This is a genomic window from Streptococcus sp. GMD3S, assembly GCF_000298695.2.
In the GTDB taxonomy this organism is placed as follows: domain Bacteria; phylum Bacillota; class Bacilli; order Lactobacillales; family Streptococcaceae; genus Streptococcus.
The window spans coordinates 1-18078 of sequence record NZ_AJRC02000015.1; the positions used below are offsets into that span (position 1 = coordinate 1).

The following is an 18078-nucleotide window of genomic DNA, read 5'->3' on the forward strand; positions in this document are numbered from 1 at the left end:
TATTGAGAGCAATTAAAAATATTGAAATATAAGTGATTTTAGGTATTTTCAATGTCATGATTTAAAAATGGGACAAAAGTGGGGCAAAAACCATACAGATTCTAAACTGTATGGTTCTTTTTTTATCTAACCAAGAAAGGTTAAAACTTATTAAAACAAATGCAATCAACTGTTGAAAACTTTTTAGTCCGTGTAATATAAAAACAAGTAAAAAGTTGAACTATAGGGAATATTGTGTCATAATAGGCAATAGATGAATAATTAATAGATTGGAAATAATGCTTTCTTACCTTAACAAGTTGAATTGGTTATACATTTTTTCGTCGCAATTGTGTCTATCTCTCGAGTTTAGCTAGTTTTTATAAGCTCTGGTTTCTAATCAATATAACAAATTTTAGAAGTGCATAAGACAAGATGGTGACATTACTACAGTCATTTCTAGTCACCATATGTTGCTGGCACAGGCTGTTTGTAGTGTTGGCTATTTACTAGTCAGTTTAATCGTAGTGTTTAATTTTTATTGTTGAAAGGTTTTTATATGGCGAAAATTCTATCTTTAGGTCTGACAGGTAAGAAATTACTTGCTCAGGGGTTCTTGTTTGTTCTGCTAGGTCTCATCTTGATGGTCACGGGGACTTGGTTGCCAGTAACAGTTATTCGCCTGGTTCTGTTTTTAGCTTGGATAGCAACGGTCGTAGATTTGCTATTAAGAGTTTTCAAAAAAAGCCAGTCAACGGATACCTTGGGAGTTGCACTGGTTAAATTGTTAGTGCTGGGATATTTGCTAGGTTCTAATCTTGCGACTGATATACCGATTTATGTTCTGGCTCTTGTGATTGGAGTTTATCAGATTTTTGGGGCCACGATTAATCTTGTCACCTATGTTCTCTACCGTAAAAATAATATTCGACCTCGTTTTCGTCTCTTACTAGATGGTATTCTACTAGTTTTTCTTGGTGGAGCTAGTCTTTTGTCCTCTACGGGAAATTCTGTCTTTCAACTCTTTGTTTTAGGGGCTTATTTTTTCCTTTATGGTCTGTCCAATATCCGTGACGGTTTCTTATTTGAAGGGGAAATTGGGAAAAACCATCTCAAACGTCGTATTAGAATTAGCTTACCTATTGTCCTAGCCGCTCTCATCCCTGCAAGAACTTTAGCAAAAGTTAACAAATTTATGCTGGAAAATGCTGATGAGGAAGAAGATATCCATCTTGGAATAGTGAAGTCTGGTAAGACAGCAGAGCTAGAAATTTTTGTTCATACAGCTGAGACCTCCCTGTTTTCAGCTATTGGTCATGTGGATATCTGCTATCAGGGCCGTGTTATTTCTTATGGCAACTATGATCCGTCATCTGAGACCTTATTTGGTATGGTAGGAGATGGTGTCTTATATTTCTGTGACCGCGATAAGTACATTGATCTATGTAAACGTGAGAGTCAAAAAACGCTTTTTGGTTATGGGATAGATTTGACGCCTGAAATGGAAAAAGCAGTTCAGAAAAAGTTGGCTGAATTGAAACAACTGACGATTCCATGGGAGCCAAGTGCAGATAAAATCATGACAGGTGATGGTAAGGAAGACTACACCTACGCTTATAAAATCAGACATGAGACAGATGGGGAACTTTATAAATTTATCAAATCTAAGTTTAAATCCTACTTTGTCTTATCTACAAACTGTGTGCTCTTGGCTGATACCATAGTCGGTCAGGCTGGCACCGATATCCTCTCACCCAAAGGATTTATCGCTCCAGGAACTTACCAAGCCTACCTTAATCGAGAGTTTGAAAAACCAAATAGTATAGTCGTATCTAAACATGTTTATTAAGGAGAATTTATGAACTTAGTAAAAAAATACACCCCGTTAATACTTTTTATAGGGCTGGTTGCTCTTGTAATTCTGAATGCATCGAGCTTTATATCAGGAGCAATCTCTCTCTTTGATGTAATATCAACCTTGATTTATGGTGCTGTTATTGCTTTTGTGCTTAATGTTCCTATGAAAAAAATTGAACAGTACTTAGTTAAATTGAAGGTAAAGGCAGAGTTGCGTCGTCCGATTGCCATGGTACTTGTTTTCCTAGCTCTTATCTTAATCGTGATTGCTCTTTTGGTTTTGGTGCTGCCAACCCTAGCCCAGACTATTAGTCAGCTGGGAACAGTCCTTTCAACAGTCCTTACTCAACTTGGGAAATTGCTAGGCAGCTCGGAATTTGTAACCAAAGACATGTTGTCAACTATCGTATCAGGCATACAGGGACAATCTAATTCTATTAGCCAAGCTTTGATAGGTTTTTTATCAGGTCTGACTAGTAATATCGGCAATATTTTTTCAAGTTTGATGAATGCCTTTTTGATTATAGTCTTCACCTTTTTATTTTTATCCAGTAAGGAACATTTGGCAGCGATGACGAGTCGACTTCTAAAAGTTTTTCTTCCAGAGAAGGTGGTGATAAAGTTGACTTACATTGGACAAGTAGCACTAGAGACTTATGACCAATTTTTGATGAGTCAGCTGATTGAAGCAGTTATCATAGGAGTTATGATAGCGGTTGGTTACAGCGTGTTTGGGATACCCTATGGAGTAATGACAGGTATCTTTGCAGGAGTGCTATCGTTCATTCCTTATGTAGGGCCTATGATTGCTTGTGTTGTGGGAGCGATTTTTATCTTCACAGTGAGTCCTACTCAAGCCTTACTTTCTCTTCTTCTATATCAAGTTATACAGCTGATTGAAGGAAACCTTATTTATCCTAGAGTTGTAGGTCAATCTATTGGCTTACCAGCCCTTTTCACGCTTGCGGCTGCTAGTATCGGAGGGAATCTTTTCGGACTACTTGGAATGATATTCTTTACCCCCGTATTTGCTGTTATCTATCGACTGGTTAAAGAATTTGTCGTTGCAAAGGAAAATCAGGTAGATTAAGAAAAACTAAATTTAATAAGATATACTGAGAAGAGAGTGAGAGATTCTCTTCTCTTTTATTTTTAAATACTTTTCTACAAAAAGCTATTAGACGTTAAAAAAAGCCTTGGTTTCAAGGCTTATTTCTGTTGATTTAGATGTGCCCCCTGCAGGGCTCGAACCTGCGCCCCATAGCTTAAGAGTCTACTGCTCTACCAACTGAGCTAAGGAGGCAACAGAAAAAGCTGAGAATGTAACTTCCCAGCTATTTTAATATGCCCAAAATGACAGCTAGATTATTTACGAAAGGCATCAAGGATATAGGTGAAACCAACAATTAAAAATGCAAAGGCAACGACATAAACGACAAAGACACTTGTAGCTACTGGATTGAACAAAATCACTAGACCTAGTAAAAATGCAAGCAACGCTATCCACATGATATGGTTGCCAATAATAGGGAAAATCAATCCCAGACGATTGCCTTTAAAGAAAGCTATAATGGCTTCTACAATTAACCAAATTCCTAAAATAGTTGGAATGACAACTGGCAGCGTCACAAAGCCATAGGCAACGAGGTAAAGAGCTAAGAGAAGATTAACAATCCCTTGGAAAAGATGAGCTGGTGAGCGAAGCTCTTTTGGTACAGAGAAATAGCCTAAAATAGCTGCTATAGAAGAAACCAGTAAACCAAATGCAATCCACCAGCTGTAAGCAACAAGATTAGCTACTGGGTTTGTAAATAGGAAAAGTCCTAAAAGGACAAAAACAACTCCTGCAAGGAATAGCAGTAAACGATTAGAAAATTTCATTTCAATACCCCCTATATAGTATAGTATAGTTTGATAATAAAAATATTATACACCTTTTTAGAGGAAATGTCAATAAACAAAATGGAAAATTTGGAAGTTTCAGTCTGATTTATGAAAAGAAAATCAGTTTTTATTATTTTGAAAATAAAAAGAGAAGATAAAATTTGTCTTCTCTACATGAAAATATTGTATGGCATCAAAGCAAAAGTAACTGGCTTTACACTATTTGTTAAGATGTAATTTGGTTCAAAAAGAAAAGATAGATTTAAAAGTGGGGCAAATGATGAGGCAAATCAGTTATAGATAAGCAAAAAAGCCTTGGTTATCAAGGCTTTTCCTGTTGTATTTAGATGCCCCCTACAGGGATCGAACCTGTGACCCACGGATTAAGAGTCCGCTGCTCTGCCAGCTGAGCTAAGGAGGCAAAGAAAAAAGCTGTATTGGTGCCGAAACTTCACGGTTTGTATTGAACCCGCGCAATTAAGCAGGTGGGCAACTCGCTCTAACTGAAGCTGTTTCCGTGTGAGACGGCCTACATGCTGTTAGAAGACTTTTGTTTCCCTAATAATACAAAAAATAGTCGGTCAACACTTAAGTGTGAAGTCGTACACCACAGCGTTTCTATATTTATATGATACCACTTTTTTTAAAAAATTCAAGAGGAAAATTTATTTTTTTTGAAAAGGATTTCACAAGTTTCTTAATTTATCAATGGTTTCCTTACGTTGGGCTAAGGCCCGTTCGTACTTGCCAGTTTCCTCTGGTGAAAAGTAGCTATGATTGCGAATCTTTTCTGGCAAGTAGTCTTGTTTGACCCAGTGTCCAGGATAGTTGTGTGGATAGAGATAGTTTTGAGCGTTGCCCAATTCCTTGCTACCACTATAATGTCCATCACGCAGATGTCGTGGAATGGGCAAATGCCCTGATGTTTTGAGGTCAGCAAGAGCCTTGTCCATAGCCACATAGGCTGAGTTGGATTTTGGAGAAAGGGCCAAATCAATCACGATATTGGCAATGAGAATGCGAGCTTCTGGGAAACCAATTCTTTGTGCAGCATCTAGAGCAGTTACGGTATGAATCTGGGCTTCAGGATTGGCCAAACCAATATCCTCATAGGCAATCACAGTCAAACGACGAGCGAGACTAGGCAGATCCCCAGCTTCAATCAAGCGGGCTGCGTAATGAAGACTGGCATCCACATCCGAGCCGCGGATGGACTTTTGCAGGGCTGAGAGGACATCATAGTGGCCATCCCCATCCTTGTCCATAGTTATATAGCTCCTTTGCAGACTGTTCTCCATGATATCAAGAGTGATATGGCGGATGCCCTTATCATTTTCAGGGGTAGAGAGAACAGCCAAGTCAAGTGAGTTGAAGGCAGAGCGAAGATCTCCGTTTGTAGAGGTTGCGATGAAATCCAGCGCCTCCTCATCTAGCTCTACTGGAAAATCAAAACCACGCTCAGGGTTACTTAGAGCTATCTGAATCGCTTCTTTGACATCTTGATTGGACAGAGGTTCCAACTCAAAAATCTGAACACGGCTACGGATGGCAGGAGTGACAGAAAAGAAGGGATTTTCAGTCGTAGCCCCAATCATGATGACAAGTCCACTTTCCAAGAGAGGAAGGAGAAAGTCTTGCTTGGTTTTGTCAAGACGATGAATCTCGTCTAGTAGCAGTACAAGGCCACCTGAGAATTTAGCTTCTTCAGCAATCTCTTGGAGCCGTTTTTTACTATCAACAGTGGCATTGAAGGTCCGAAAGGCATACTTGGTTGTTCCAGCGATGGCAGAGGCGATACTGGTTTTGCCGATTCCTGGAGGTCCGTAGAGAATCATGGAAGACAGACGATTGGCTTCCACCATACGACGGATAATTTTTCCAGGTCCTACCAGATGCTTTTGACCGATGACTTGGTCGATAGTTTTAGGGCGCATGCGAAGCGCGAGGTTGTCTGGCATAGCAGTCCTTTCTAACATGGATTTTCTGATGTATATGTGGTAAGATGGTAGTATCTATTTTAGCATATTTCCGAGCAATCGGGGCGATTAAAGAGTCGCATAGAAAGAGGACAAAATGGCAACATACGGATTTTTAGATGTTTTAGAGGAAGAATTGGACAAGAACTTTCCTTTTGACTATGAGATTAGCTGGGACAAGCGCAACCACGCGGTTGAAGTGAGTTTTCTCTTGGAAGCGCAAAACGCTACAGGTGTGGAGATGGTGGATGAAGACGGAGAGGTTTCTTCGGATGATATTCTCTTTGAAGAAGCAGTGCTTTTTTACAATCCTGCTAAGTCAACAGTTAATGCAGACGATTATCTGACTGTCATTCCTTACTTACCAAAGAAAGGCTTCTCTCGTGAATTTTTAAACTATTTTTCACTGTTTCTTAAGGATACAGCTGAGATTGGCTTAGATGCGCTTATGGACTTTTTGGAAGACCCAGAAGCAGAAGAGTTCGTCATGGAATGGAACCAAGAAGTCTTTGAAGAAGGAAAAGTCGGCTTGGAAGAAGGAGAATTTTATCCTTATCCGAGGTATTAGGAAGAAGACAAGCTTGATTTGAGTAAATGTAAAGGGGGGTAAATTTTGACAGCGGAAAAAAAATATATTGGTGCTTATAGCCGAGATGCTAGAGACTATTTTTCATTATTGCCGACAGAACGAGAAATAGTAGAGCAGTTGCAGGTTATATACAGAGAAGAGAAAGGGATTTTTGTCTTATGTGGTAACAGAGGATCAGGAAAATCAAGTCTGAAAAATATTTCTTTGGAATCTGTTAAAAATCGTAGAGGTGCTAAAGATGACAAAGAAATTCTTGTAGTGAATGTATCTTTTTTTAGTGGTAATAAAGATTTTCATAGAGAAATTTTGATGCAAATTCCTAACGCTATTACCAGAAGAATGAACGATATTGAACGTGATATTGGTGATTATGTTTATAATGATGGCAGGTATTATCCGACTCTAGAGTATAATGCTAAGGAAAAAGTAAAAAAATATGATTGGTTAGAACAGAATCAAAGAAGCAAAAATTTTTCAATAATACGTAAAAGGTTGAAAAAAATTGAGGAAAAATTTGAGATTGATTCAAATATTTATAATTTATGCAACGAGTTATCAAATCAAACTAGTAATTTATTTGAACAGTTTAAGCTTTTAAATAAACAGAACGAACTCCAAAACAGTAAGTTTCCTATGTTTCAAAAAAATAGAGTAGATATTTCAAATTTTCGAAAAAACATTGACGAACTGTATCAAAAGGTTGAGTATTTTGAAAAAAAAGCGAGCGAGCTGATAAAATTAGAGGAGTTCTTGCTTATTTCTCAACAACAGCTACAGTATTTTGATGTAGAAATAACAGATACAAAAAGATATTTAGAATCAACTACTTCAGATATATCAGCCGAGTCATCTATTGATTTAAGTGCTGATATAGGAATAATAAAATCGGGATTACAATTAAGAGGGAAAATTTCTTCAAATAATAATGAAGAGTTGTCTCGGGAGTTAAAAAGTATTGTTACTGAGGAGTTAAAAGAGCGTCAGTTACTACGGCTTCTGAAAAACATGTCTGAATACTTTAATATCACTTTTTCCATTGATGAATTAGATAAATGTAATAAAGCTACAATTATTGATATGATTGATAAAAATAAAAGGTTATTCTTTGATTGTAATGTTTCGACATTGCTAATTACAGATATATCCACTGCAATATCTTTATTGGAAAAATCAGATTATATTTCTGAACCTAATATCATTGTTGTCCCTGATTTAGGTATTTTGGATTATATTCACAGGATTAATAATAAAGGGCTACCCCTAAGTTATAATTTTATTACTATTCTAGATTCCTATTTCGTGAATAGAATGAATAATAGGGAGTTAAATTATGGTAGAAAATATGAGGGAAGAACTTATTATTCCAAGGGATTTGAACTTTACAAGTTTATGAATTCCACTCTTTATAAAGGTATAAATGAACTTTATAGACCGATGATATTGAAATTTTATTGGGAGTTAATTGACTTACTAGATTTTGTCGGGGAATTATCTAAAGAAGAATATGAACAATTTGAGAATAGTTTTTTTAATAATAATGACTTGCATTCTTTAAAAATTAAGTTTATACTGCGTAAAATAATAGATCAATTAACGACACAATCTTTTGATTACTCTTTTACTCTCGAGGATAGTCGAAGTCGGTATGGACATACTAAATCACTGACTGAGTTTAATAATAAGAAATCCCATATTCGCGAATTTTTGCAGCAAATAGCTTCAAAACCAACGATACTTTCAGATGAGACTGCTTTTTTAAAAATTAATCATATAGACTCTCAAACTGAGGAATTTTACTACTTTGATATAGAATTCTCAGATTATCTAAAAAAATTGGGTATTGATGATGAAAAGTTCAAAAATATCTTGTTGCAATTATCTGAACCAGGAAAGAAAGGTATATATGATGGAAGAACTTATCGTTTTGCAGAGGAATTTTATGATCCTTCTCAAGGAGTTGATGATGCACGAGCCATTGTAGAGAGAGAAAATACAGTTGGTGTCATTTTATTCTATCCATATGATTATTCGGAGAATGCTAATCCAAATCACCAGCCACTACGAAATGGTATTATTGTAACTGTAACTGATTTTGATGAATTTATACTATATCCATACATAGGTTATAGTGGTCTACATTCTCACGAACCATCTCGTCTCACAGAATTTAAAGAAGAATTGAGTGATCAAAATATCCTAGTTTACGAAGTAGAAGATGAAAATTTATGGAAAGGATGTTTCGAAAAAGATAATACAGACCTCAAAGATAAAATTTTTGAGGTCTGTAAAAAAGAAATAAAAAGATGGCTTAGTGATATGAAATATAGAGCCAACAGGTAAACATCTTGGTTAAATCATTGATTTATATTGTTATGTTATTAAAGATCGTTATATCTCCTTAGCAATATTTAATCTTCCCAAGACTAATGAAAGTTATTCGAATGAATTTTTATCATGAAAATACTAGACAATTTAGTTTGTCAAACAGAAAACAAATAACAGTAGGGCGGTGCGAGACGAGAAACGCTACTATGCAAACTGGTTAGAGGAGCTGGAGAAGGCATTAGCTGAAGGAGTCTAACATGGAAATCGAAATTACTGATTTTACAGGCTGTAAGATTGCCCTTTTTTGTGGGGATAGGATTTTAACTATCTTGCGGGATGATAAGTCCAGCATTCCTTGGCCCAATATGTGGGAGTTGCCATGTGGTGGAAAGAGTGTCAGGGAAAATCTGATATAGTATTGCATTAAAAGAATATCCTTTCAAGGTTATTCTTTTTATTTTGTCCCAAAATAGTTGATTTCGTCCCAAAAATATAGTATTATTTGTGTAAGGAGGAATGAATCATGAAAAAATCAGATGTTCTTGATTTAATAAAGTATCATTATGAGGGCAGAGAGACAGAATTTAGAAATCAATCCATAGCAATTGCTCGGAACTTCAATAAACATGGTGATACACAATTAGCACAATATATTATGGGGTTAATGTCCCAAAGTGATAGATTCATGCCACAAATAGAGAATCCTAGTGAGTATTTGACTCCTGCTAAACTAGATATTGGTCCTCTCCCATTGCCTCTTTCACTTATGAATGATTTAAAAGGAATAATAAACGCTGTCAATCATCATATTGGAATAAATAAATTTTTATTTGTGGGATCTCCAGGTACTGGGAAAACTGAAAGTGTAAAGCAGGTGGCTAGACTTATTGGCAAGGAATTACTTGTAGTAGATTTCAGTCACTTAGTAGATAGTAAGCTGGGGCAAACAGTCAAAAACTTAGCAACTCTTTTTAATGAAATCAATAATCTTCCTTTCAAACAAAATTATATCATCCTATTTGATGAAATTGATTCCATAGTACTGGATAGGGTTAATCAGAATGATTTGAGAGAAATGGGACGAGTGACTTCTGCCTTTTTAAAGGAGTTGGATAGGCTGTCACCAGAAATTGTATTAATTGCAACAACAAATCTTTTTGAAAATCTTGATAAAGCAGTTACGAGAAGATTCGATGCCATAATTGACTTTGACCGTTATACTGATGAAGATAAAGTAGAAGTAGCTACTATTATTTTAAATGAGTTATTAAAGCAATTTAAGAATGTAGCCAGAGATTTGAAATTATTTAAAAAAATTATATATAGTTCTAATACAATTCCAAATCCAGGTGATTTAAGGAATATGATACGAACATCATTGGCATTTAGTGATCCACAAGATCCACATGATTATCAAAAACGTCTCTTAAGAAGTTTGCATAGTGGAAAAAATTTATCTATTTCTAAATTATCAGAATTAGGTTTTACAGTTAGAGAAATTGAAATTTTAACAGGTGTTTCTAAAAGTAGTGTATCACGAGAATTAAGCGAGGGTTGACATGAATACATTATTGACATTACGTGGAAAAAGTTTTACACAAAAATCAAGAAATAATGGTATGGGACCAATAACTATACCCAAAAAAGCAATAATTACATTGGAACATTTGAAGTATCTTCATTTTTCATTAGAAGAAACGAAAACATATTGGGAAAAAAATAATATTATCGATGGTATTTTGATCAGTATTTACTATAATCGAATTGTTGCCAAAAGTAACCGTATTAATGGCTATTTCAATGTAGGAGGAGGGAATCCATTCCCTAATGATACCATTGTGGGAGCAAAATTCAATGAGGAGAAGACAAAACATATTGTTACTCATTATATTTCTAGAGATACTCTTAATAAAACAATAACCGTTTTAAGTAAGATAATTGAAGTTTTTGAGGAACATTTTGATAGAGCGATAACATGTGAGATGTTCTCTGATTCATCAACGTTTGCTTCTATAAATTTTTCGGAGTATGGTATTTCAAAAAGCAAATTTCAACAGTATTTGAGAGATTCTTGCTTTATTGAGAATTTTGGGGTTGAGCACACTACTGTTTCTGATATTCAAAATTCTATCGTGACATTTTATGATGTCCATACAGACATTTTTAGATTACTGAATAAATTAAATATTGATATTTCAGAAGCTAATATTATGAATCAGACCACGGTCTTGCTTGATGAAAAAAATATTGAATTGCTACTATCAAAAGCTCCCTATCTTGTCTCCATGATTGTGGAAGATTTTTCTAAGTTATCTATAGATGATTTTTCTTTAGATAATAATGATTTAAAAATAAATCTTCCATCTCCAATGAACGAACCAGTTGTTGGCGTTATTGATACCTTATTTGACAAAAGAGTTTACTTTAATGAGTGGGTAGAATATCATGATTTCGTCTCACCTGATATTAGAAAAGATAGCCAAGATTACAAGCATGGGACAGCTGTGACTTCTTTAATCGTTGATGGAGTCAATTTGAACCCTAATCTGGATGATGGTTGTGGAAATTTTAGAGTAAGGCATTTTGGTGTGTCACTACAAAGTGGATTTAATTCATTTACAATCATAAAACAGATAAAAGAGATTGTTTCTCAGAATTCTGATATTAAGGTTTGGAATCTTTCTTTAGGGTCCAATGATGAAATAAGAGAAAATTTTATCTCTGCAGAGGGAGCTTTATTAGACGAAATTCAATTTGAGAATGATGTAATTTTTATTATAGCTGGGACAAATGCTTCAGTAATAAATGGGAAACGTAAAAGAATAGGTGCTCCTGCTGATTCACTTAATTCTATAATAGTAAATTCTGTTGATTTTAATAATCAATCAGTGTCATATTCACGAGAGGGTATTGTTTTATCATTCTTTGTTAAACCAGATGTGTCATATTATGGAGGGGGAAATGGTGACTTTATAAATGTTTGTGAACCTCTAGGATTAGGTCGTGTAGCTGGAACAAGTTTTGCGGCACCTTTTATTGCAAGGAAAATGGCCTATCTCATTCATATTATGGGACTTAGCCGAGAAGAAGCAAAGGCTTTGCTAATTGATGCAGCAATACCCTGGAATGATAAGAAAACATTCACTGATTTATCTTTGATAGGAAATGGTATTGTTCCAATAAAAATGGATGATATTTTATCTACACCTGATGATGAAATTAAATTTATTGTGTCAGATATCTCTAGGGCTTATGATACGTATAATTATGATTTTCCAGTACCTATTTCTAGTGAGAGTTATCCATATGTAGCTAAGGCAACAATGTGTTATTTCCCTAACTGCTCAAGAAATCAAGGGGTTGATTATACAAATACTGAGATGCAGATTACTTTTGGTAGGTTAAAGTCAGACGGTATCGAATCGATAAATAAAGACAACCAGCATGCCGAAGATACCCCAGGATATGTGAGAGAAAACGCAGCTAGAAATATATTTAGGAAATGGGATAATGTCAAGCATATTGGAGAGTCGTTTACTTCTAGAAAGAGAGCTAAAGCAATTTTAAATCCATCTAATCCTCAGTGGGGGATGAGCATTAAAACAATCGAACGTTTGAAAAGTGGTGATGGACAAGGAGTACGTTTTGGTGTAGTAGTTACATTAAAAGAATTAAATGGGGTTAATCGTATTGAAGATTTTATTCAGCAAGCTGAATTAAGAGGTTGGCTAGTTAATAGATTACAAGTTGAGTCTCAAGTAGATCTCTTTAATAGTTTAAATGAAGAAATTGAATTTGAATAGTGGATATTTTAACCTTATTTTAGATATTAGGAATACAAGAGGGCAAAGATATGAATATCACCTATATCGTCGGAAATGGTTTGGATTTACAATATGGTTTGAAAACAAGATATAAGGATTTCTATGAATTTCAAAATAAGGTTTACATAAGTAGGAAAGAGAATGAGGAGGAATATTCAAATTTTATTTATGATTCGCTATTTTCTGATAAAGTAAATGATTATGAAAATTGGTCAGATTTTGAATTGTCAATTGGTAAATTGACAAAAGATAACGACCTCATCTTCTCAAGTATAGAAATGAAGGAGAAGTTTATAGATGATTTTAGTGAAGTAGTTGATGATTTAAGAGAACATCTACGCATACAACAAGAAAAAAATCTTGAGAAAGGTAATGCAATTGACTTTATAAGCACTCTAGATGATATGATAACCTCTCTCCCTGTAATTAATCAACCTGCTATCAATAAAAAATATAATGAAAATCTATATCAACACGATATTGTGAATATATTAACTCTTAATTACACAAATGTTATCGATAAATTATATAATGAGTCAGCAAAATCATTCAGGAATCAATTACGAGCTAATCTTTATAATTTTTATATTGAGCCACCAATTCATGCACATGGGACTGTGGATGTCTGCACGGTTTTAGGGGTTAGTGATGAAACACAAATTTCAAATAGTTTAGAAGAAGAACAAAAGGAATCTCTAATAAAAAGTTTAGTTTTGAAAAACTATAGAGAAAATATGGATGTTAAAAATAGTGATATTATAAAAAACTCTGATATTATTATTCTCTATGGGGTTTCTTTGGGAGAGACTGATAGGTATATCTGGAGTCAAATCGCTGAACGATCAATCAGTAGTTCTGTTCCTGTCATAATTTATAATTATGTACCAAATTTTGATCCAGGAAACCCCACTAGGGTGAAACGTTTATACAGAAAGGTAGAAGATAAATTCATACAGAATAGTGGTATTGATTTAGAGTTAGAGAAGAAATTAAGAGATAATCTTATTGTTGTTATTGGAAAGACTATTTTTAACCTGATGGAAAGGTAAGCACAGTACAAAATGGAAACATGGCAAGAGTTAAAAGTTACAGTGAAGCGTGAGGGGGAGGAGCTGGTCTCCAATCTCTTGATTGAGCTGGGGGCGCAAGGTGTTGCGATCGAAGACAGCATGGACTATGTGGGGAATGTCGACCGTTTTGGTGAGATCTTCCCAGAGGTGGAGCAGCAAGAAGAAATCGTGGTGACAGCCTACTACCCTGATACGGTTGATGTGGCAGTGGTTGAGGCAGATTTGCAGGCTCATTTAGCAGAACTGACAGACTTTATGGATCTAGGAGAGGTCAAGATGGGCACGACTGCCTTGGCTGAGGAAGACTGGGCAGACAACTGGAAGAAATATTATGAGCCAGCTCGCATTACTCATGACTTGACCATCGTGCCATCCTGGACGGACTACGAGGCGACTGCTGGAGAAAAGATTATCAAGCTGGATCCAGGCATGGCTTTTGGGACTGGAACGCATCCAACGACCAAGATGAGCCTTTTTGCCTTGGAGCAGGTTCTTCGTGGTGGCGAAACGGTGCTAGATGTGGGAACTGGTTCAGGTGTCCTCTCCATTGCCTGCTCGCTACTTGGTGCCAAGAAAATTTTCGCCTATGACCTGGATGATGTGGCGGTTCGGGTGGCTCAGGAAAATATCGAGCTCAACCCTGGCATGGAAAACATCCATGTTGCTGCTGGAGATTTGCTCAAGGGTGTGGAGATTGAAGCAGATGTCATTGTGGCCAATATCTTGGCGGATATTCTCATTCATCTGACAGACGATGCTTATCGTTTGGTCAAGGACGAAGGCTACCTGATCATGAGTGGGATTATCAAGGACAAGTGGGACATGGTGCGCGAGTCAGCTGAGTCAGCTGGATTTTTCCTTGAAACCCACATGATTCAAGGGGAATGGAATGCCTGTGTCTTTAAGAAGACCAAGGATATTTCTGGTGTGATTGGAGGCTAGCATGCAGCAGTATTTTGTCAAAGGCAGTGCAATCTCTCCTGTAACTATCGAGGACAAGGAAACCATCAAGCATATGTTTCAGGTCATGCGGCTGAAAGAAGAGGATGAGGTGACCTTGGTCTTTGATGATGGCATCAAGCGTTTGGCGCGCGTGATAGATGTGGAAGCGCGTCAGTTTGAGTTGGTTCAAGAATTAGCTGACAATGTGGAACTGCCCGTTCAAGTCACCATTGCATCTGGCTTTCCCAAGGGAGACAAGCTGGAGTTTATTACTCAGAAAGTAACAGAACTAGGAGCTAGTCAAATCTGGGCCTTTCCTGCCGACTGGTCAGTTGCCAAATGGGATGGTAAGAAATTGGGTAAAAAGGTTGAAAAGCTAGAAAAAATTGCCCTTGGAGCAGCAGAACAAAGCAAGCGTAATATTGTACCAAGTATCCAGCTTTTTGAGAAAAAAGCAGATTTTCTAGCCCAGCTGGACCAGTTTGACTCAATTGTGGTGGCTTATGAAGAATCAGCAAAAGAGGGAGAAGCTGCTGCGCTCTTACAAGCAGTCACTGGTCTTGAAAAAGGAGCCAAATTGCTCTTTATTTTTGGCCCAGAAGGTGGTCTCTCACCAGCAGAAATTGAAAGTTTTGAAGCTAAAGGAGCTGTTTTTGCAGGACTTGGCCCTCGCATCTTGCGAGCAGAAACAGCGCCACTTTACGCCTTATCTGCCCTTAGTGTTTTAGTAGAATTAGAGAAATAAGAGGAAGAAAATGGAACAAAAACACCGTTCAGAATTTCCAGAAAAGGAACTTTGGGACTTAACTGCCCTATACCAAGACCGTGAGGATTTCTTGCGAGCAATCGAGAAAGCTCGCGAAGATATCAACCAATTTAGCCGTGATTACAAGGGCAATCTTCATACGTTTGAGGATTTTGAAAAGGCCTTTGCGGAATTGGAACAAATCTACATTCAGATGAGTCATATCGGCAATTACGCCTTTATGCCTCAGACGACAGACTATAGCAATGAAGAATTTGCCAATATTGCCCAAGCTGGGATGGAATTTGAAACAGATGCCAGCGTAGCCTTGACCTTCTTTGACGATGCCTTGGTGGCAGCAGACGAGGAAGTCTTGGACCGTTTGGGTGAATTGCCACATTTGACGGCAGCCATTCGTCAGGCCAAAATCAAAAAAGCCCACTACCTAGGGGCTGATGTGGAGAAGGCCTTAACCAATCTCGGTGAAGTTTTCTACAGTCCTCAGGATATTTATACTAAGATGCGAGCTGGGGACTTTGAAATGGCTGACTTTGAAGCCAATGGCAAGACCTACAAAAACAGCTTTGTTACCTATGAGAATTTCTACCAAAACCACGAGGACGCTGAGGTTCGTGAGAAATCCTTCCGTTCCTTCTCAGAAGGACTACGTAAGCACCAAAATACGGCTGCCGCAGCCTATCTAGCTCAAGTCAAGTCGGAAAAACTCTTGGCTGATATGAAGGGCTACGACTCAGTCTTTGATTATCTTCTGGCTGAGCAAGAAGTGGATCGTGCCATGTTTGATCGTCAGATAGACCTCATCATGAAGGACTTTGCACCAGTAGCTCAGAGATACCTCAAGCATGTTGCCAAGGTCAATGGACTTGAAAAGATGACCTTTGCAGACTGGAAATTGGATTTGGACAGCGCCCTCAATCCTGAAGTGACTATTGATGATGCCTATGATTTGGTCATGAAGTCAGTTGAACCTTTGGGACAAGAATATTGTCAGGAAGTTGCTCGCTATCAAGAAGAACGTTGGGTGGACTTCGCTGCTAATAGTGGCAAGGATTCTGGCGGTTATGCGGCGGATCCATATCGCGTGCACCCTTATGTCCTCATGAGCTGGACAGGCCGTTTGAGCGATGTCTATACCTTGATTCATGAAATTGGGCATTCTGGTCAATTTATCTTTTCAGACAATTACCAAAGCTACTTTAATGCCCACATGTCGACCTACTACGTTGAAGCGCCATCAACCTTCAATGAATTGCTTCTCAGTGACTACTTGGAGTACCAGTCTGATGACCCACGTCAAAAACGCTTTGCCCTTGCCCACCGCTTAACAGATACCTACTTCCATAATTTCATCACCCACCTCTTGGAAGCAGCCTTCCAGCGTAAGGTTTATACATTGATTGAAGAAGGGGAAACCTTTGGAGCAAGCAAGCTCAACAGCATTATGAAGGAAGTTTTGACAGATTTCTGGGGAGATGCTATTGAAATTGACGACGATGCGGCCTTGACTTGGATGCGCCAAGCTCACTATTACATGGGCTTGTATAGCTACACCTACTCTGCTGGTCTTGTCATCTCGACTGCTGGCTATCTCCATCTGAAAAACTCTGAAACTGGAGCTGAAGACTGGCTCAACCTCCTCAAATCAGGTGGCAGTAAGACACCGCTTGAGTCAGCCATGATTATCGGAGCGGATATTTCAACGGACAAACCACTCCGTGATACGATTCAGTTTCTGTCTGAAACAGTTGACCAGATTATCGCCTACAGTGCTGAGTTGGGAGAGTAAGGGTATCCAGTGTCGGATTTAAGACGGTTTATCGATAAGATGAATACACAAAAATCACCTGTTTGAGGTGATTTTTTTATGCTTTAAAGATTTATTCAAATTTTCCTTTATTGGCCTCGTTTGAAGCCTTCATGCTAATTTGTAAAAGGTTGGCGAGATTTTCATTATCAAGGCTAGCTTCTCCATTATTATCCACTTTTATGGCAAGGTAATGGGTGTTACGATCAAGATAATCCATGCCCTCTAGGTCTACGTAGTTGTCAGCTTTAAAATCAAGCGCCGCTAATTGATAAACAAATCGAATATTTAGAGCTTTAGCATAGTCTGTTTCAAGAACCTTTTGTTGTTCTTCTACCAGTCCTTGAAAGAATTCGAGATTGTCTGTGTGATAGGATGCTTTGACTTCATATTGGTAAGTATCTACAGCTGGGGATATAAATTTCAAATAAACCATGTCGCCCTCCACCTTATAGTCCTCAAGAGTATAGGCACCTGCTTTTCCTAATGCATTGGTGTTGACCTTGAAAAACATTGGTGCATAAATTTTCAGAGGATATTTTTCTCCCTTATACTCAAAGATGGTATCATTTGAAAAATTCGGACGGATTTTAGTTAACTCAGGGACTAAATATTCGTTCCAAATCTTATCAAATAACTCTTCTTGATTGCTAGCACTCGCTGATTTCACAACTAGGTCAAAATTTTCTTGATTGACAAAGACAGCATCCACTAATTTGAGGGCTGTTTGAACCTTAGGATCCGAAATTTCCTTTTTCTTTTTTTCAAGATTCTCAGCCGCCTCTTTCGTGCGATCTAAAGTTTTATTAAATTGACTGCTACTGTTGGTTTCAACAAAGGTTCTCTCATAGTTGGTAGGTTCAACTTTGGCATTCCAGTCAAATGAAGCGGCAGGACCAGTTACATCTTTCTTGTGATAGGTAGAGGCCTGATTGTTTGAATTATTTGTAGAACTAGTAGATGGCTTTGATGAGCAAGCACCAAGGGCTAAGGCTAGTGTTGTCACACAAGCTAGGCAACAAAGTCTGAACGATTTTTTCATACATTTCTCCTTCAAGTAAT

General features: G+C 37.3%; 13 protein-coding genes, 2 tRNA genes and 1 pseudogene. 11 read left to right on the forward strand and 5 right to left on the reverse strand.

The window, feature by feature from the left end:
• The first annotated feature begins 538 nt into the window (after window positions 1–538).
• Both GMD3S_RS0207460 and GMD3S_RS0207465 read left to right on the forward strand, forming a co-directional pair.
• Window positions 539–1828: a membrane protein gene (locus tag GMD3S_RS0207460; protein ID WP_001062785.1), complete on the forward strand. Its 1290-nt coding sequence runs from the start codon at window positions 539–541 to the stop codon at window positions 1826–1828.
• A 9-nt stretch (window positions 1829–1837) separates the two neighbouring features.
• A complete protein-coding gene (locus GMD3S_RS0207465) occupies window positions 1838–2926 on the forward strand; it encodes an AI-2E family transporter (protein ID WP_001055015.1) in 1089 nt (362 codons plus the stop codon).
• 140 nt (window positions 2927–3066) lie between these two features.
• Here the strand turns inward: GMD3S_RS0207465 and GMD3S_RS0207470 are convergent.
• The 4 genes from GMD3S_RS0207470 to GMD3S_RS0207490 all read right to left on the reverse strand — a co-directional run bounded on the left by GMD3S_RS0207470 (window position 3067) and on the right by GMD3S_RS0207490 (window position 5678).
• Window positions 3067–3139: transfer RNA gene (locus tag GMD3S_RS0207470), tRNA-Lys, on the reverse strand.
• Window positions 3140–3201: 62 nt separating this feature from the next.
• Window positions 3202–3717, reverse strand: a complete 516-nt coding sequence (locus GMD3S_RS0207475) for a DUF308 domain-containing protein (protein ID WP_000672739.1) — start codon at window positions 3715–3717, stop codon at window positions 3202–3204.
• Window positions 3718–4068: 351 nt separating this feature from the next.
• Window positions 4069–4141, reverse strand: a tRNA-Lys gene (locus GMD3S_RS0207485).
• Between the two features lie 265 nt (window positions 4142–4406).
• The gene (locus GMD3S_RS0207490) at window positions 4407–5678 is read right to left on the reverse strand and encodes a replication-associated recombination protein A (protein ID WP_001113236.1); all 1272 of its coding nucleotides are present in this window, start codon (window positions 5676–5678) and stop codon (window positions 4407–4409) included.
• Window positions 5679–5793: 115 nt separating this feature from the next.
• On the opposite strand from GMD3S_RS0207490, the gene GMD3S_RS0207495 reads away from it, so the two are divergent.
• The 9 genes and pseudogenes from GMD3S_RS0207495 to pepF all read left to right on the forward strand — a co-directional run bounded on the left by GMD3S_RS0207495 (window position 5794) and on the right by pepF (window position 16998).
• Window positions 5794–6264 (forward strand): DUF3013 family protein, encoded by a 471-nt coding sequence (locus tag GMD3S_RS0207495; protein WP_000257116.1) that lies wholly within the window; start codon window positions 5794–5796, stop codon window positions 6262–6264.
• A gap of 45 nt (window positions 6265–6309) precedes the next feature.
• The gene (locus GMD3S_RS0207500) at window positions 6310–8625 is read left to right on the forward strand and encodes a P-loop NTPase fold protein (RefSeq protein ID WP_000123177.1); all 2316 of its coding nucleotides are present in this window, start codon (window positions 6310–6312) and stop codon (window positions 8623–8625) included.
• A gap of 242 nt (window positions 8626–8867) precedes the next feature.
• Window positions 8868–9017 (forward strand): annotated as a pseudogene (locus GMD3S_RS0207505) (7,8-dihydro-8-oxoguanine-triphosphatase); the annotation flags it as partial.
• Between the two features lie 116 nt (window positions 9018–9133).
• Window positions 9134–10168 (forward strand): ATP-binding protein, encoded by a 1035-nt coding sequence (locus GMD3S_RS0207510; RefSeq protein WP_000747917.1) that lies wholly within the window; start codon window positions 9134–9136, stop codon window positions 10166–10168.
• Between the two features lie 61 nt (window positions 10169–10229).
• The gene (locus tag GMD3S_RS0207515; RefSeq protein WP_000529014.1) at window positions 10230–12413 is read left to right on the forward strand and encodes a S8 family peptidase; all 2184 of its coding nucleotides are present in this window, start codon (window positions 10230–10232) and stop codon (window positions 12411–12413) included.
• Between the two features lie 50 nt (window positions 12414–12463).
• Complete coding sequence (locus tag GMD3S_RS0207520; RefSeq protein ID WP_001028050.1) at window positions 12464–13483, forward strand: AbiH family protein; 1020 nt, start codon at window positions 12464–12466, stop codon at window positions 13481–13483.
• A 12-nt stretch (window positions 13484–13495) separates the two neighbouring features.
• A complete protein-coding gene (gene prmA / locus GMD3S_RS0207525; protein ID WP_000451141.1) occupies window positions 13496–14446 on the forward strand; it encodes a 50S ribosomal protein L11 methyltransferase in 951 nt (316 codons plus the stop codon).
• A gap of 1 nt (window position 14447) precedes the next feature.
• Window positions 14448–15191, forward strand: a complete 744-nt coding sequence (locus tag GMD3S_RS0207530; protein WP_001188184.1) for a 16S rRNA (uracil(1498)-N(3))-methyltransferase — start codon at window positions 14448–14450, stop codon at window positions 15189–15191.
• A 10-nt stretch (window positions 15192–15201) separates the two neighbouring features.
• Complete coding sequence (gene pepF, locus GMD3S_RS0207535; RefSeq protein WP_000435561.1) at window positions 15202–16998, forward strand: oligoendopeptidase F; 1797 nt, start codon at window positions 15202–15204, stop codon at window positions 16996–16998.
• Window positions 16999–17089: 91 nt separating this feature from the next.
• Here pepF and GMD3S_RS0207540 read toward each other — a convergent pair whose 3' ends face one another.
• Window positions 17090–18058: a hypothetical protein gene (locus GMD3S_RS0207540; protein WP_000748116.1), complete on the reverse strand. Its 969-nt coding sequence runs from the start codon at window positions 18056–18058 to the stop codon at window positions 17090–17092.
• Window positions 18059–18078: the final 20 nt, after the last annotated feature.

What these genes read in the sequence shown, in the direction of transcription:
- GMD3S_RS0207490 (WP_001113236.1), bottom strand. Translation starts at nt 5,678, where the DNA reads ATGCCAGACAACCTCGCGCTTCGCATGCGCCCTAAAACTATCGACCAA.
- GMD3S_RS0207465 (WP_001055015.1), top strand. Translation starts at nt 1,838, where the DNA reads ATGAACTTAGTAAAAAAATACACCCCGTTAATACTTTTTATAGGGCTG.
- GMD3S_RS0207460 (WP_001062785.1), top strand. Translation starts at nt 539, where the DNA reads ATGGCGAAAATTCTATCTTTAGGTCTGACAGGTAAGAAATTACTTGCT.
- GMD3S_RS0207540 (WP_000748116.1), bottom strand. Translation starts at nt 18,058, where the DNA reads ATGAAAAAATCGTTCAGACTTTGTTGCCTAGCTTGTGTGACAACACTA.
- GMD3S_RS0207475 (WP_000672739.1), bottom strand. Translation starts at nt 3,717, where the DNA reads ATGAAATTTTCTAATCGTTTACTGCTATTCCTTGCAGGAGTTGTTTTT.
- GMD3S_RS0207495 (WP_000257116.1), top strand. Translation starts at nt 5,794, where the DNA reads ATGGCAACATACGGATTTTTAGATGTTTTAGAGGAAGAATTGGACAAG.
- GMD3S_RS0207510 (WP_000747917.1), top strand. Translation starts at nt 9,134, where the DNA reads ATGAAAAAATCAGATGTTCTTGATTTAATAAAGTATCATTATGAGGGC.
- pepF (WP_000435561.1), top strand. Translation starts at nt 15,202, where the DNA reads ATGGAACAAAAACACCGTTCAGAATTTCCAGAAAAGGAACTTTGGGAC.
- prmA (WP_000451141.1), top strand. Translation starts at nt 13,496, where the DNA reads ATGGAAACATGGCAAGAGTTAAAAGTTACAGTGAAGCGTGAGGGGGAG.
- GMD3S_RS0207515 (WP_000529014.1), top strand. Translation starts at nt 10,230, where the DNA reads ATGGGACCAATAACTATACCCAAAAAAGCAATAATTACATTGGAACAT.
- GMD3S_RS0207520 (WP_001028050.1), top strand. Translation starts at nt 12,464, where the DNA reads ATGAATATCACCTATATCGTCGGAAATGGTTTGGATTTACAATATGGT.
- GMD3S_RS0207530 (WP_001188184.1), top strand. Translation starts at nt 14,448, where the DNA reads ATGCAGCAGTATTTTGTCAAAGGCAGTGCAATCTCTCCTGTAACTATC.